This window comes from Pseudonocardia asaccharolytica DSM 44247 = NBRC 16224 (assembly GCF_000423625.1).
Classification (GTDB): domain Bacteria; phylum Actinomycetota; class Actinomycetes; order Mycobacteriales; family Pseudonocardiaceae; genus Pseudonocardia; species Pseudonocardia asaccharolytica.
The window spans coordinates 26,440-41,661 of sequence record NZ_AUII01000002.1; the positions used below are offsets into that span (position 1 = coordinate 26,440).

The window sequence follows — 15,222 nt, forward strand, 5'->3', positions numbered from 1 at the left end:
CAGGCCGTGCCTACGTCGCCCCCGACTCCGACGCAGGACAGGGCGCACCCCGGGACGGCCGCACCGAGCACCGAGAAGCTCGGTTTCGTCGGGTTGGTGCGCGGGAGTGGGTTCCGCAGACTGCTGGGAGTGCGGCTCACCGCGCAGTTCGGCGACGGCATGTTTCAGGCCGCACTCGGCGGTGCCGTGCTGTTCAACCCCGAGCGCCAAGCCGATCCGATCGCCGTCGCGGCCGGGCTCGCGGTGATGCTGCTGCCGTACTCGTTGATCGGCCCGTTCGCGGGCGCGCTGCTCGACCGCTGGGACCGGCGCCGCGTCCTGCTGGTCGCCAACCTGCTGCGCGCCGCGCTGGTCGCGCTGGTGGCCGTGCTGGTCGGTACAGGGGTCGCCGATGCGCCGCTGTACCTGGGCGCCCTCGCGGTGGCGGGGGTGAGCCGGTTCGTGCTGTCCGGGCTGTCGGCGGCACTGCCGCACGTCGTCCATCCGCGACATCTGGTGGAGGCCAATGTCGTCGCGGCCACCGCGGGGGCGGCCGCGGCAGCCCTCGGCGGCGCGACCGCGATCGCGCTGCGCGTCGTCATCGGCGCGGGTGATGCGGGCTCGGCCGTGGTGACGGCCATCGCCCTGACCGGATCGATCTGCGCGGCCGGAATCGCGGCCGGGTTCCGCCGCAGGCTGCTCGGGCCCGACGAGACCGACGAACCGAGCCGCGCCCTGCTCGCGGTGGCCCTCGGATTGGCCGACGGGGCGCGCGCCACCGCGGCGACCCCGACCGTCGCCGGGTCGTTCCTCGCGCTGGCCGCGCACCGGCTCGCGTTCGGCCTCAACACCCTCCTCTCGCTGTTGCTGTTCCGGCACGCGTTCACCGACGAGGGCGTGCTGCGCACCGGCATGGCCGGAGTCGGTGAGGCGGTCCTGCTCGCCGCTCTCGGGCTCGGCGCCGCGGCGCTGCTCACCCCGTGGCTGGTGCGCCGGTGCGGCCGGGCACGCACCGTGCGGATCGCCGTGGTCGCGGCGGCGGTGACGCAGCTCGGCCTGGCCGCCACGCTCAGCCTGCCCACCGTCCTCGCGGCGGCGTTCCTGCTCGGTACGGCGGGCCAGATCGTCAAGCTGTGCGCCGACGCGGCGGTGCAGTGCGAGGCGGGCGACGCCGTTCGCGGCCGGGTGTTCGCGCTCTACGACGCGGTGTTCAACGTCTGCTACGTCGTCGCGGTGGCCGCCGCGGCGCTGCTCAGCCCACCGGATGGCTGGGCCCCCTGGCTGCTGGTCGCGGCCTTCGGGGTCTACCTGGCGGGGCTGGCGGCACACGACTGGCAGCTGCGACGCCTCCGGGTCGGCGGCCGCCCCGGCACTCGAGCGGCGCAAGCGCCACCGAACGTCACTTGAGCGGCGCAAGCGCCGTACCTCGGACGCTCAGCGCGCCACGCCGTGCTCCGCGGCCCAGTGGCGCAGCTCGGCCTCGGCCTCGCCCCGCTCCAGCGGGCCACGCTCCATCCGCACCGCGAGCAGGTGCTTGTAGGCCTTCCCGACCAACGGGCCGGGCGGGATCCCCAGCAGCTCCATGATCTCGTTGCCGTCGAGGTCGGGCCGGATCGCGTCGAGCTCCTCCTGCTTGCGCAGCGCCTCGATCCGCTCTTCCAGAGAGTCGTAGCTGCGCTGCAATGCGGCCGCCCGCCGCCTGTTGCGCGTCGTGCAGTCCGATCGCACCAGCCTGTGCAGCCGATCGAGCAGGGGTCCGGCGTCGGTGACGTAGCGGCGCACCGCCGAGTCGGTCCACTCGCCCTTGCCGTACCCGTGGAATCGCAGGTGCAGGTAGACGAGCTGGGCGACATCGTCGATGACGGACTTGGGAAACCTCAGCTCACGCAACCGCTTGCGGGCCATCTTCGCCCCGACCACCTCGTGGTGGTGGAAGCTGACCCGCCCGTCGGCCTCGAATCGTCGGGTCGCAGGCTTGCCGATGTCGTGCAGTAGCGCGGCGAGCCGCAGCACCAGGTCGGGCCCGTCGGTCTCGCGCTGGATCGCCTGCTCCATGACGACCAGCGAATGCGTGTACACATCCTTGTGCTGCATGTGTTCGTCGACGGCCAGCCGCATCGCGGGCACCTCCGGCACGACATGCTCCGCGAGCCGGGTGTCCACCATCAGCTCGATCGCGCGCCGCGGGTGATCACCGAGCATGAGCTTGGTGAACTCCGCCTGCACCCGTTCCGCGGCGATCCGCGCGAGCTCACCGGACATCTCGGTCATCGCCTGCTGCACCCGGGGCGCGGGCGTGAAACCGAGCTGGGAGACGAACCGGGCGGCGCGCAGCATCCGCAGCGGATCGTCGGCGAAGGAGTCCTCCGGGGCCGCCGGTGTGTCCAGAATGCCGTGGGCCAGCGCGGCCAGCCCGCCGTACGGGTCGACGAAGCGCCGCTCGCCCGGCGAGCTGTGCAGCTCCACGGCCATCGCGTTGACGCTGAAGTCGCGGCGCACGAGGTCGTCGGTGATGTTGTCGCCGAACGCGACGACCGGCTTGCGACCGACGCGGTCGTAGGCGTCGGCACGGAACGTCGTGATCTCCAGAACATGTCCGCGGCGGCGCGCACCGACGGTCCCGAAATCGATACCGGTCTCCCAGACCGCATCCGCCCAGCCCTCGAGGATCCCGAGGATCTGCGCGGGGCGGGCATCGGTGGTGAAGTCCAAATCGCGCGGCGAATCGGCCTCGTCGCGGCCCAGCAGCGCGTCCCGGACACTGCCGCCGACGAGGTAGAGCCGATGCCCCGCGGCGACGAAACGCGCGGCGAGCTCGTCGGCGACCGGCGCGATATCGAGCATCTTCACAACCGCATTCTCCTGAGCACGGCGCAACTGCGCCGTCTCGGTGTCCGGAGCGGCCTGCGAATGTCCGGACGCGAACGCCGACTTGCCGGGGATCAGCAGTGAAGAAGACACGGCGGGCGAGTGTAGGCGGCCCCACAGCGGCACCGCGCCACAGATCCGGTCACCGGTTGCGCGGTGTGTACACGATGGGGCGGCCTCGCGTCCTCGTTACCATCGCCATATGTCCACCTCACGCGGCCGCTCGGGAGGGCGCCGCGCGGGGCGTCCGAACAGTCGTCGCCGTCGGCTGCGCACGGTGGCCGAGACATCCGCCGGTGGACTCGTCGTCGACCACCACCACGGCACGGCCGCCGTGATCGGCCGCCTCGACCGTCGCGGCCGGTTGCTCTGGTCGCTCCCGAAGGGCCATATCGAGGCCGGTGAGACCGCCGAGGAGGCCGCGGTGCGCGAGGTCGAGGAGGAGACCGGCATCATCGGCCGCGTGGTCGCACCATTGGGCACCATCGACTTCTGGTTCGTCGCCGAGGACCGCCGCGTGCACAAGACCGTGCACCACTTCCTGATGCGCGCGCTGGGCGGCGAGCTGTCCGATTCCGACGTCGAGGTGTCCGAGGTGGCATGGGTGCCGCTGGACGAACTGGAATCCCTGCTGGCCTACGCCGATGAACGTCGGCTGATCCGGCGGGCGACCGAACTGCTGGAGGAGACGGCGTGAGACTGGTCGCGGCCATGGCCGCGATCGCACTGCTACTGCTCGCCGGACCGCTGACCGGTGCGGCGCGCGCCGCGACGCCTGCGCTCGGCGCCCCCGCCGAGGCCCCGGTATCCGGCTCGCCGCTCACGCTCGTCCTCGAACAGGTGACACCGCGACTGGTCACCGCCGACGGCCCGGAGACGATCACCGTGGCCGGAACGCTTGTCAACAACGGGCCGGTCGCCGTCGACGAGATCGAGATCCGGCTGCAGCGCGGGGACGAGTTGCGCACCGAAGGCGAGATCCGCACCGCGATCGAGGGCAGCGCGGCCGCCGATGCGGTCACCCCGCAGTTCACCGATCTCCCGGGAGTGCTGGTGCCGGGTGAGCACATCCCCGTGCGCTTCACCATGCCGCTACGCGGCGACCCCGGCACCGGTCTCGCGCTGTCCCAGCCCGGCGTCTACGAGCTGCTCGTCAACGTCAACGGCATGCCCGCGGGCGGTGCGCGGGCCCGGCTGGCCGCGGTCCGCATGCTGCTCCCGGTGCTGTCGCTGCCCCCGGACCCGGCCGCGGGCGCATCCCTCGGCAGCGCCTCCACCCGGACGCCGACCACGCCCTTCACGCTGCTCTATCCGATCGCCGATGCGCCCCGGCGGCTTCCGGGTGTCCCCGGCGAGATCACCACCCTCACCGATGACGACCTCGCCGACTCCTTCGCTCCCGGGGGGCGGCTCAACGGCCTCGTCGCGGCGCTCGCCCAGCGCGCCCCGGTCGGTTCGCGGGTGCGCGAGGCCACCTGCCTCGCCGTCGATCCGGACCTGGTCCAGACGGCTGCCGCGATGCGCGACGGCTACCAGGTCCGCGCTCCGGACGGCACCCGTACCCCGGGCCGGGGCGCGGCAGCGGCGGGCAGCTGGCTCGATGCGCTCGCCGCGACCGCTCGCGGCAGCTGCGTGCTCGCGCTGCCGATGGCCGACGCGGACCTCGTCGCGCTCACCCGCGGTGGTCTCACGGAACGCGCCGCGCAGGCCGTGACCGACGGCCGCGAGCTGCTCACCGAGGCGCTCGGCACCCCCGTTCTCGACGGAACGCTCTGGCCCGTCGACGGGCTGCTCGACGAACCCACCCTTGCCGCCGTCGGCACCACCAGCGCCGCCTCCACCAGCACGTTCGTGCTTTCCGCCGAGGGCATCGAGCGGAGCCGGACCACCACGACGACCGGGGTGGTGCGCATCGCCGCCGCCCAGCCCGGCGAGACCGCCGTGCTCATCGATCCGCTGCTCAACCGGGCCGCCGTCGAGCACGCCGGACCGGGCTCGGCCCGAGACTCCGACAGCGAGACCGGGGCCGTTCCCACGACCAGTACCGCGGCCGGGACGTCGACACCCCTGTCGACGCAGGACATCATCGGGGCGCTCCTCTTCCGGGCCCAGCAGGGCCCGAGGGCCGATGCGAGCGGCCCGCTCGTCCTCGCCCCGCCACACCAGTGGGCCGCCGACGGGACCGGCGCCGACGCGCTGCTGTCGGCTGTCAGCCGGATGCTGGACGAGACGCTGCTGCAGCCGCGGGCGCTCGCGACCGGGGTTGCCACGGGCCCGGCGGCGGCTTCCGGTTCGCGGCGGCTGTTCTATCCGGTCCGCGCGGGCGCCCGCGAGATCCCGCCCGCCGTGATCGACAGGGTCCGCACCGTCGGTGACGAGGTGGAACGGCTGCGCGGCGCCGCGGAGATCGAACCGGGAGTGGGGGTCAGCCCGGCCGAGGTCTTCGACCCGGTGATGCGGGCCACGCTGCGGGCGACATCCGCGGCCTGGCGTGGGTATCCCGATCTCGCCGAGCGGAGCATGACCCTGATCTCCGACCGGATCGGTGAGCTGCGGTCCTCGGTGCGGGTGCTCGAGCCGCCGGGTCCCTATTCGCTGGGCACCAACGAGGCGCCGCTGCTGCTCACCGTCGCCAACGGCCTCCCGGTCGCGATGAAGGTACGGGTCGAGCTCCGCAGTACCGCCGGCCTGAAGGTGGCGCCGATCCCGCAGCAGCGGGTGCCGCCATTGGGTCGGATCCAGGTCCGGGTGAACGCCGAGGTCACCCGCTCCGGACAGTTCGCGGTCGATGCCACGGTGCGTACCCCGGACGGCGGCGCGCTCGGTCCGCCGACCCGGCTGCAGGTCCGCTCCACGGCCTACGGCACGATCACCGTGTGGCTGACCGGGGTCGCCGGGGTGCTGCTCGTGGTGCTCGTCGTCCGCCGGATGCTGCGCCGGGACCACCGGAAGGGCGGTGCGCCCGCGCCATCCCGCCTTCGCCCGGTCGAGCCCGATCCCGGCGGTGGCGCACCCCGGCCGGCGGCCTCCGACCCGTCCCGCCCGACGCGTCCAGGGCCCGGACCGGCAGCGCCGCCCCGGGTGCCGACCCAGCGCCCCTGACCTGCCCTGACGAGATTCTGCTTACCCCGATCGCGTCGAACTCGTCGCGAAACGCTTCGCTGCCGTAGCCTGGCTCCGGGGCGTCGGGACCGGGCGGGATCGTGCTGCTCGGAGGGGGGAGGTCAGCGCTGGTGAGCGGGCAGACGGAGCAGCCGCCCGCAATCGCGCGGAGCATGACGGCCGCCAGGGTGCCAGAGCAGAACCGGGTCGACGACGACCGCAACGGCCGCCCGCCGCGTCCTGGGCCGATCCGGACCGGGCCGGGGTCGATGCTCGTCGGCCGCTACCGGCTGCACGCCCGGGTGGGCGCGGAACCGCGTACGGGCGCCGAGTTCTGGCAGGCCGAGGACATCGTGCTGCAGCGGGACGTCGCCGTGACCGTGCTGCGCAGACTCGCCGGCGACCTGGATTCCGATGATCCCGACGGCACCGCCCGTGCGGGCGAGATGATCGTCCGCACGCTGCGGGCGGGCTGCTTCGAACATCCGGGCTGTGCCCGGCTGCTGGATGTGCTGGCCCCCGGCGCGGCAGGCATGCCCGCGGACGTCCTCGGCGCCGCGGTCGCCGAATGGGTGCCCGGCCACAGCCTGACCGAGTTCGTCTCGGGTGGCCTGATCAGGCCGCTCAAGGCGGCCCGGATCGTCGAGCCGCTGGCCGCCGCCGCGGAGGCCGCGCACCACCGGGGCCTCACCCTCGGCTGCGACGACGCGCAGCGGATCCGGATCACGCCCGACGGACGCGCCCAGCTCTGTTTCCTGCTGACCCGTCCCGACCTGAGCCCGGCCGACGATGTGCGCGGCCTCGGCGCGCTGCTCTACGCGCTGCTCACCTCGACGTGGCCGCTGTCGGCCGCAGATGCTGCCCGCGTCGGGCTGGCCACGGCCGAACGGGCCGCCGACGGGAGCGGACCGATCGCGCCGTCGGCGTTGCGGCCCGGGGTGCCGATCGAGCTCGATGCGCTGACCAGCGGCACTCTCGGCTCGTCCGAGGACCCGGTCGGGCGCGTGCGCACGGCGGCGGCGGTGCACCAGACGCTCGCCGAGGTACTGGCCGAAGCCGATCGGAATGCGCTGTTCCCGCCGGTGCACGACGGCGTACCGCCCGAGCCGGAGGACGTCTGGCAGGACGGCGGGCGCCGCAGACCGACTCCCGACCCGGGACGCCGCCGCAAGCTCGCGATCGGACTGGCCGTGCTCGGTGCGGGCATGCTCATCGTCCTCGGATACCTGGGCGTGCAGCTCGGCTCGATGTTCGGTGACTCCCCGGGGCCGCGGATCGTGATCAGCAATCCGGTGCCGCCGTCCGGCGCCGCCGACGAACCCACCCCGGCCGATGACACGAGGAGGTCGGTGGCCGCCGCCGGCGTCGAGGTCTTCGACCCCACCGGGAGCCCCGACAACATCGGGCACATCTCCCGGGTGATCGACGGCAACAACTCGACGAGCTGGCGCACGTACTCCTACAAACAGCAGTTCCCCGCGCTCAAACCGGGTGTCGGGATCATGGTCTCGTTCGCATCGGCGGTGCAGCTGTCGAGCCTGTCGATCGACTCGCCGAGCCCGGGCAGCGTCGTGCAGATCCGCTCGGCGACCGCTGGCGATGCCAAGTTCAACGAGACCGTGCCGATCACTCAGGTCACCCTGAGACCGGGAGTGACACCGGTGTCGCTGGCGGACAGCCAGCCGGTGCAGCATCTGCTGGTCTGGATCACCAAGCTCGGTGGTGGTGGGGAGGAGAACACCACCGAGATCAACGAGCTGCGGTTCCAGCGGGTCGGCGACTGAGGCGTCGAGCTCTCCGAAACGGCGAGTTCTCCGAAACGCCCACGGGGGGCATGCGGGCCGACCTAGTCTCCGGCTCGTGCCCGCGCCGAGCCGCTCCGACCACGAGCTGGTCGCGGCCCACCGGGGCGGGGATCGGCGGGCGTTCGACGAGCTCGTGCGCCGGCACGGGGATCGGATGTGGGCGGTGGCGGTCCGGACCTTGCGACACTCCGACGACGCCGCCGACGCCGTGCAGGAGGCGCTGGTGGCGGCCTACCGCCGGATCGACGGCTTCCGCGGAGAGGCGGCCGTCGCCACTTGGCTGCACCGCATCCTGGTCAACGTCTGCATCGACCGGCTCCGCCGCGAACGGGCCCACCCGACCGTACCCTGGCCGGAGCGGGACGTGCCCGACCGCCGCGACGACCCCGTCCGGGAGGTCACCACCCGGCTCGACGTGGACGAGGCGCTGGCTCTGCTTCCCGTGGACCAGCGGCTGGCGATCGAGCTCGTCGACGTGCAGGGGTGGCCGGTGGCCGACGCCGCGACGATCTTGCAGGTCGCACCGGGCACGGTGAAGAGCCGCTGCGCGCGTGGCAGGCTCCGGCTCGCCCGGTTGCTCGGCCATCTGCGGGAGGGGGATCGGTGACCGGCTCGCCCGACCCGGTCCGGCTCGCGGAGCTCGACGCCGGGCTGCTGGACCAGGAGGAGGCCGCCGCCGAGCGCGCCCGCGCCGCCGCCGACCCGAACGCGGCCGCCGTCCTCGACGCTCTCGCCGCCACCCGCGCGGAGCTCGCCGCGCTACCTCGTCCGACGCTGCCGCCCCCGGTTCGCGCCCGGCTCCGCGTCGCGCTGGATGCCGCGGCCGCCCGCCGGACGTCCGCGACCCGCCGCAGGCTCCTCGACACCCGGCGCAGGCTCCTCGCCACAGCCGCGACGCTGGTCGGCCTCGCCGCGACGACGGCCGGGATCGTGGGCCCCGGACCGGTAGCCGGGCCACGCCCCGCGCTCGCGCTGCACGCGGCCGAGCTGCCTTCGGTGGCCGCGGGCGCCATCGGCACCACCGATCTCGGTCCGCTCACCGACGCCGCCCGGCGCGCTGCCTGCCTGCGCACGGCCGGCGTCCCGGGGCCGCACGAGCCGGTGCTGGGCGGACGACCGGTGGTGCTCGACGAGCGGCCGGGGACGCTGCTGGTCCTCCCGACCGGTGCGCTCGGCAGCTTCCGGGTGCTGGTCGTTGACCGCGGCTGCGGGCCCGCGGGGGGCACGGTCCTCGCCGAGCGCACCGTTTCCCGGTGACCGCCGTCATACCAGCGGTGACCGAGCGTCCGAACCCGGAATGACCGCTCCTAGGATCGCGTTGTGCCGACCGAGCGGCAGACCTGCCCGCAGCGCTGCCGGAACCCGGCGAGGAAGGAAGGCCATCGGTGACCACCACCGACAAGGTGCACGAGCTGATCATCATCGGATCCGGCCCGGCCGGATACACCGCGGCGATCTATGCCGCACGGGCCCAGCTGGCCCCGCTGGTGTTCGAGGGCTCACAGTTCGGTGGGGCGTTGATGACCACGACCGACGTGGAGAACTACCCCGGCTTCACCGACGGGATCATGGGCCCCGAGCTGATGGAGCAGATGCGCGGCCAGGCCAAGCGCTTCGGGGCCGAGCTGCGCCCCGAGGACGTCGAGGCCGTGAACCTGACCGGGGAGATCAAGGAGGTCACGGCGAGCGGGGTCATCTACCGCGCGAGGGCGGTCGTCCTCGCGATGGGCGCCGCGGCTCGCTACCTCGGCGTTCCGGGCGAGCAGGCCCTGCTCGGCCACGGCGTGAGCTCGTGCGCGACCTGTGACGGGTTCTTCTTCCGCGACCAGGACATCGCCGTCGTCGGCGGCGGTGACTCCGCGATGGAGGAGGCCACGTTCCTCACCCGGTTCGCCCGGACCGTGACGATCATCCATCGGCGCGACGAGTTCCGCGCCTCGAAGATCATGCTCGAGCGGGCGGAGAACGACCCGAAGATCCGTTGGCGGACCAATGCCGAGATCGTCGAGGTCATCGGTGACGGCAGCGTGACGCAGCTGCGGCTGCGGGACACCAGGTCCGGCGAGGAGTCCACCCTGGATGCGACCGGTATGTTCGTCGCGATCGGTCATGACCCGCGCAGCGAGCTCGTGCGTGACGTGCTGGAGACCGACGAGAGCGGCTACATCAAGGTGGCCGCGCCGAGCACCAAAACCCGGATCCCCGGCGTTTTCGCCTGCGGCGACCTCGTCGACCACACCTACCGGCAGGCCGTGACCGCGGCCGGCTCGGGTTGCAGCGCCGCGATCGACGCCGAACGCTGGCTCGCCGAGGCGCCGATTCCGGCCGAGCTCGTCGGCGGGGGCTACGGCTCCGCTCCGGTCGAGGCCGCGGCCGTCAGCAAGAGCTGACCATCGATATCGGCATGACCATCTTCGCGAAGGGAAGATTCTGATGGGCAACAACACCGTGGACGTCACCGACGCCTCGTTCGAGGCCGACGTCCTGAAGAGCGACAAGACCGTGCTGGTCGACTTCTGGGCGGCCTGGTGCGGTCCGTGCAAGATGGTTGCCCCGGTCCTCGACGAGATCGCAGGCGAGCACGCCGACTCGCTCACGGTCGCCAAGCTCGATATCGACGCCAACCCGGCCACCGCCCGTGACTACCAGGTCATGTCGATCCCCACGATGATCCTGTTCCAGGACGGCAAACCGGTGAAGCAGATCGTCGGCGCGAAGCCGAAGGCCGCGCTGCTTGCAGATCTGGCCGACTATCTGGGCTGATTCACCCACACGATGTAGGTGAGGCGTGTCCCGGTCGCGGATTGCGGCCGGGACACGCGTGTTTTTCCCACCGCCGTCCCCGGCCGCGGGTCGGCAGGGCACAATGGGCGCTGCGGCCAGCGGTCGAACCGGGGCCAGGACGTGCAGGGCAGGAAGGCGCCGCTCGCGCGGCACGACAATCGAGCGAGGGGTGCATGCAGCTGCTCCGCCGCGGGGACAGCGGTCCGGCAGTCGCCGAGATCCGAACGATGCTGACGGGGTACGGATTGCTGCCCGACGTTCCGGGTGGCCGGAATCACGGCGCCGCCGCCCAGTTCGATCGCGACGTCGAGGATGCCGTCCGCGCGTTCCAGCAGCGCCGCGGGCTCATCACCGACGGGATCATCGGGCCGTCGACGTATCGCGCGCTGCGCGAGGCGCGCTGGAATCTGGGCGATCGTATGCTCGCCTTGATGATCTCCGCACCGATGAGCGGCGACGACGTCTTCGCGCTGCAGGAGCGGCTCCTCGAGCTCGGCTACGACGTCGGCCGTCCTGGTGGAGTGTTCGACGAGCAGACCGAGCACGGGTTGCGCGCCTTCCAGCGCGACTACGGACTGACCCCCGACGGGGTCTGCGGGCCGCAGACGCTGCGGGCGCTGCGGCAGCTGGGCCGCAAGGTGACCGGCGGCCGTCCGGGTCTGCTGCGCGAGCAGGAGCTGTTGCGCAGGGCAGGTCCTCGGCTGCGCGGAAAACGCATCGTCATCGATCCCGGGCACGGGGGCGCCGATACCGGCGTGACCGTGGCCGGGATCACCGAGGCCGATCTGATGTGGGATCTCGCTCGCCGGCTCGTCGGGCGCATGTCGGCCACCGGGATGGAGGCGTTGCTGTCGCGCCAGGAGAACTCCTGCCCCCCCGAGAGTGACCGGGCCGCGTTCGCCAACGCCGCGGGCGCCGACCTGGTGCTGTCACTGCACACCGACGCGAACCGCAGCATGCGGGCCGAAGGTCTCGCGACGTTCCATTTCGGTAACGGCTCCGGCGCGACGTCGACAGTCGGGGAGGCGCTCGCCGGTCTGATCCAGCGGGAGCTCCTCATCCGCACCTCGCTGCTCGACTGCTGCAGCCAGCCCCGGACCTGGGAGCTGCTGCGGCTGACCCGGATGCCTGCCGTACGCGTCGAGGTCGGGTACCTGACCAATCTCGATGATCGACGAAAGCTGCTCGATCCGGGGTTCCGCGATGTGGTGGCCGAAGGCATCCTCGTCGGGGTCAAGCGGCTCTATCTGCTCGGCCAGAACGACCAGCCGACCGGAACGTTCACCTTCTCCGACGTCCTGGCTCGCGAGCTCGGCCGCAACGAGGCCAGAGCGATGTGAGCGTCGCGGCGGCCCCGACCGGGGACATCACCGGACCGGAACGCTCGACTCCGTAGGAGCGCTCGCCTGCATCGGGATCGTCACGCTGCCGAAGATCTGCTCGAGCGCCGCCTCGACGTCTTCCTTCCACGTCAACGCCGCGCGAAGTTCCATTCGTAGCCGCGGCCACCGCGGATGCGGGCGGACGGTCTTGAACCCGACGTGACGCAGGAACTTCGCCGGGATGACGCATCCGGGTTCGGTTCCGGGGCGAGCGTCGCCGAACACCTCGATCGCCTTGACCCCGCGCCGGGTCAGATCCTTCACGACCGCCTGCGCAAGCATCCGGCCGAGGCCTTCGCCGGCGAACTCCGGGCGGACCTGCATGGTGGTCAGCAGCACCGCATCGGCGCTGACCGGGCCGGTGGGCATCTCCGCGGTGCGGGGGACCGCCGAGGGCGGAGCGTACATCACGTAGCCCGCGGGTTCGCCCCGGACATAGACGATCTTGCCGCAGGAACCCCACTCGAGCAGCACGCCGGAGACCCAGGCCTCCTTCTCCAGATCCGTCGACCCGAACTCGGCGGCCTGCTCGCCGAGATGCGAGGACAGCTCCCAGAACACGCAGCTGCGGCAGCGCTTGGGTAGATCGTCCAGATTATCCAGCGTGATGCCCGCGACGTGCCAGGACAAGACCAACCTCCGGCGGCTGAGCGGGTTGCATATGGACTCGAGACTGCCGCCACCCTACGCGCCAGCACCCGACAATAGATCGATCCAGGAGTGATCCGACAGCTTGAATGCTGCGATCGGTGTCTCAGGCTCGGCGAAGAGCGGGATCGTCCCCCGTCCCGGTTACACTCGGCCCGTCCGGATGTCATCTTCTCGTCAGCCCGGGGAGGCTCCGCCCGTGCCCATACCGACCCCCGCAGCGCCCGGTCCGCAACCGCCTGTGCCGCCTTCGGGTTCCGCGGCGGAGATCGCACCCACCGAGCGATTCGCGGCGCGAACGGCGGGCATGGCGGCGTCGGAGATCAGGGCGTTGTTCGCGGTCGCCAGCCGGCCCGAGGTGGTCTCGCTCGCCGGCGGCATGCCTAACCTGGCCGCGCTGCCCCTCGAGGCGCTGTCCGCGGAGGTCGCCGATCTCGTCCGGCGCGAGGGTCAGGTGGCGCTGCAGTACGGATCGGCCCAGGGTGTCCCTGCGTTGCGCGAGCAGATCTGCGAGGTCATGCGTCTGGAGGGGATCAACGCCGATCCGGGTGACGTCGTCGTCACCGTCGGTTCGCAGATGGCCCTCGATCTCGTCACCCGGATCTTCTGCGATCCGGGTGACGTCGTGCTGGCCGAAGGCCCCTCCTACGTGGGAGCGCTCGGCAGCTTCGCCGCCTACCAGGCGCGCGTCGTGCACGTCGGGATGGATGAGCACGGTCTGGTTCCCGAGCTGCTGCGCGACGCCGTGCGGACGCTCGCGGCGCAGGGGATCACCCCCAAGTTCCTCTACACGATTCCAACCTTCCACAACCCCGCCGGGGTCACGCTGACCCTCGAGCGGCGTGCCGAGGTACTCGAGATCTGCGCGCGGTACGGCATCGGCGTCATCGAGGACAATCCCTACGGCCTGCTCGGCTTCTCCGGGCGCATCTACCCGGCGCTGCGCTCGTTCGACCCCGGGGTGATCTACCTCGGCTCGTTCTCCAAGACCTTCGCCTCCGGGCTGCGGGTCGGTTGGGCACTCGTCCCGCCCGCGGTGCGCGACCGGCTCGTGCTGGCCGCGGAATCGGCCACCCTGTGCCCGCCGAGCTTCAACCAGATGCTGGTGTCGCGCTACCTCGAGGGGCACGACTGGCGCAGCCAGGTCAAGACCTTCACCGAGGCGTACCGTGACCGGCGCGACGCGATGCTGTCCGCGCTGGAGACCTACCTGCCCGACGACTGTCGCTGGAACGTGCCGGACGGCGGGTTCTATGTGTGGCTGACCGTTCCGGAGGGCGTCGACACGAAGGCGATGCTGCCGCGTGCGGTCACCGCCCGCGTCGCCTACGCATCCGGCACCGGCTTCTACGCGGACGGGCTCGGCAGCCGGCAGCTGCGACTGTCCTATTGCTATCCGACCCCGGAGCGCATCACCGAGGGCGTTCGCCGGCTGGGTGGCGTGTTGGAGGCTGAGCTCGACGTCATGCGGACCTTCGGCTCCCCGGCGCGGATCTCGCCCTCCCGGTCGGGGGCGGTGCGCGGCCCGCAGTCGCCGTCCCCGGATACCGCCTGACCGACGGGGCGCGCCGGATGGCACCGTTTCACGTGAAACGCCCCGAGGTCTCCCGGTGCTCTCCGCTGGCGGAGAATCCACGCCGAGCGAGCCCGACACGGCTGCCCCGGTAGCCGTCGACCAGCGAGGAGCAATCGTGAACCAGCGGACCGTCGCGGTGTTGACCGGCGGCCTGTCCCACGAGCGCGAGGTGTCGTTGCGCTCGGGGCGCAGGCTCGCCGCCGCGCTCCGCGCGACCGGGATCGATGTCCACGAGTGGGATGCCGATTCGAGCCTGATCGAGCGGCTTCGGTTCGACCGACCGGATGCCGTCGTGATCGCCCTGCACGGAGGAGAGGGGGAGAACGGCGCGATCCAGGCCGTTCTCGAGCTGCTCGGCGTTTCGTTCGTGGGGACCCCGGCTCCCGCCTGCCGACGCGCCTGGGACAAGCCGACGGCCAAGGCCGAACTCGCGAGGGCCGGGTTGGACACCCCCGACTGGATCGTGTTGCCGCATTCGACGTTTCGCGAGCTGGGCGCGCGCGCCGTGCTCAACGCGATGGTCGAGCGGCTCGGCCTGCCGCTGATGCTCAAACCCGACCAGGGTGGCTCGGCCCTCGGCGCTCAGGTCGTCACGGACGCCGACGAGCTACCGGCCGCGATGGTCAGTTGCCTCGCCTACGCCGACACCGTGCTGGCTGAGCGTTTCGTGGACGGGATCGAGGTCGCCGTGTCCGTGGTCCACGACGGCGGTACCGAGCCGCGTGCACTGCCGCCGGTCGAGGTCGACATGCAGAGCGGCTTCTACGACTACACCGCCCGCTATACGCAGGGGGCGACGAAGTTCCACTGTCCGGCCCGGCTCGATCGGGCGGTCCTCGATCGCCTCGAGGAGACCGCGCTCACCGCCCACCGGCTGCTCGGTCTGCGCGATCTCTCCCGGATGGACGCGGTGGTCGACGCCGAGGGGCGCGTTCAGATCCTCGAGGTGAACGTCTCGCCAGGTCTCACCGACACGTCGCTGCTGCCCACCGCGGTCGCGGCGGCCGGGATGGAGCTCGGCGAGCTGTTCGCCGCGCTCGTGGAACGCGCGATCCGGCGTGGCGGCTGTTTCACGTGA

13 protein-coding genes are annotated in these 15,222 nt (G+C 72.0%); 11 read left to right on the forward strand and 2 right to left on the reverse strand.

The window, feature by feature from the left end; translation table 11 throughout:
* The first annotated feature begins 6 nt into the window (after positions 1-6).
* Entirely contained in the window at positions 7-1,386 is a 1,380-nt protein-coding gene (locus G567_RS26325; protein WP_084795752.1) for an MFS transporter, read from the forward strand.
* Between the two features lie 27 nt (positions 1,387-1,413).
* Here the strand turns inward: G567_RS26325 and G567_RS0102210 are convergent, their stop codons facing one another.
* A complete protein-coding gene (locus tag G567_RS0102210) occupies positions 1,414-2,856 on the reverse strand; it encodes a CCA tRNA nucleotidyltransferase (RefSeq protein WP_261763863.1) in 1,443 nt (480 codons plus the stop codon).
* 193 nt (positions 2,857-3,049) lie between these two features.
* On the opposite strand from G567_RS0102210, the gene G567_RS0102215 reads away from it, so the two are divergent.
* The 8 genes from G567_RS0102215 to G567_RS0102250 all read left to right on the forward strand — a co-directional run bounded on the left by G567_RS0102215 (position 3,050) and on the right by G567_RS0102250 (position 11,878).
* Positions 3,050-3,544: an NUDIX domain-containing protein gene (locus G567_RS0102215; RefSeq protein WP_028928678.1), complete on the forward strand. Its 495-nt coding sequence runs from the start codon at positions 3,050-3,052 to the stop codon at positions 3,542-3,544.
* Complete coding sequence (locus G567_RS0102220; RefSeq protein WP_028928679.1) at positions 3,541-5,949, forward strand: DUF6049 family protein; 2,409 nt, start codon at positions 3,541-3,543, stop codon at positions 5,947-5,949. The genes G567_RS0102215 and G567_RS0102220 overlap by 4 nt, the downstream gene beginning before the upstream one ends.
* 131 nt (positions 5,950-6,080) lie before the next feature.
* Positions 6,081-7,733 (forward strand): protein kinase family protein, encoded by a 1,653-nt coding sequence (locus tag G567_RS0102225; RefSeq protein ID WP_028928680.1) that lies wholly within the window; start codon positions 6,081-6,083, stop codon positions 7,731-7,733.
* 76 nt (positions 7,734-7,809) lie between these two features.
* Positions 7,810-8,361: an RNA polymerase sigma factor SigM gene (gene sigM, locus G567_RS0102230; RefSeq protein ID WP_028928681.1), complete on the forward strand. Its 552-nt coding sequence runs from the start codon at positions 7,810-7,812 to the stop codon at positions 8,359-8,361.
* Entirely contained in the window at positions 8,358-9,011 is a 654-nt protein-coding gene (locus tag G567_RS0102235) for a hypothetical protein (RefSeq protein WP_028928682.1), read from the forward strand. The genes sigM and G567_RS0102235 overlap by 4 nt, the downstream gene beginning before the upstream one ends.
* A gap of 128 nt (positions 9,012-9,139) precedes the next feature.
* Positions 9,140-10,144: a thioredoxin-disulfide reductase gene (gene trxB, locus G567_RS0102240; RefSeq protein ID WP_028928683.1), complete on the forward strand. Its 1,005-nt coding sequence runs from the start codon at positions 9,140-9,142 to the stop codon at positions 10,142-10,144.
* 43 nt (positions 10,145-10,187) lie between these two features.
* Complete coding sequence (gene trxA / locus G567_RS0102245) at positions 10,188-10,517, forward strand: thioredoxin (protein ID WP_028928684.1); 330 nt, start codon at positions 10,188-10,190, stop codon at positions 10,515-10,517.
* 194 nt (positions 10,518-10,711) lie between these two features.
* Positions 10,712-11,878 carry an N-acetylmuramoyl-L-alanine amidase gene (locus tag G567_RS0102250; protein WP_028928685.1) on the forward strand — a complete coding sequence of 389 codons (1,167 nt, stop codon included), beginning with the start codon at positions 10,712-10,714 and terminating at the stop codon, positions 11,876-11,878.
* Positions 11,879-11,905: 27 nt separating this feature from the next.
* Here the strand turns inward: G567_RS0102250 and G567_RS0102255 are convergent, their stop codons facing one another.
* Complete coding sequence (locus G567_RS0102255; RefSeq protein WP_028928686.1) at positions 11,906-12,550, reverse strand: GNAT family N-acetyltransferase; 645 nt, start codon at positions 12,548-12,550, stop codon at positions 11,906-11,908.
* Positions 12,551-12,731: 181 nt separating this feature from the next.
* Between G567_RS0102255 and G567_RS0102260 the strand changes: the two genes are divergently transcribed.
* Together G567_RS0102260 and G567_RS0102265 are read left to right on the forward strand one after the other, a co-directional pair.
* Positions 12,732-14,123, forward strand: a complete 1,392-nt coding sequence (locus G567_RS0102260; protein WP_084795753.1) for an aminotransferase-like domain-containing protein — start codon at positions 12,732-12,734, stop codon at positions 14,121-14,123.
* Positions 14,124-14,259: 136 nt separating this feature from the next.
* On the forward strand, positions 14,260-15,222 hold the full coding sequence (locus G567_RS0102265; RefSeq protein WP_028928688.1) for a D-alanine--D-alanine ligase family protein: 963 nt from the start codon (positions 14,260-14,262) through the stop codon (positions 15,220-15,222).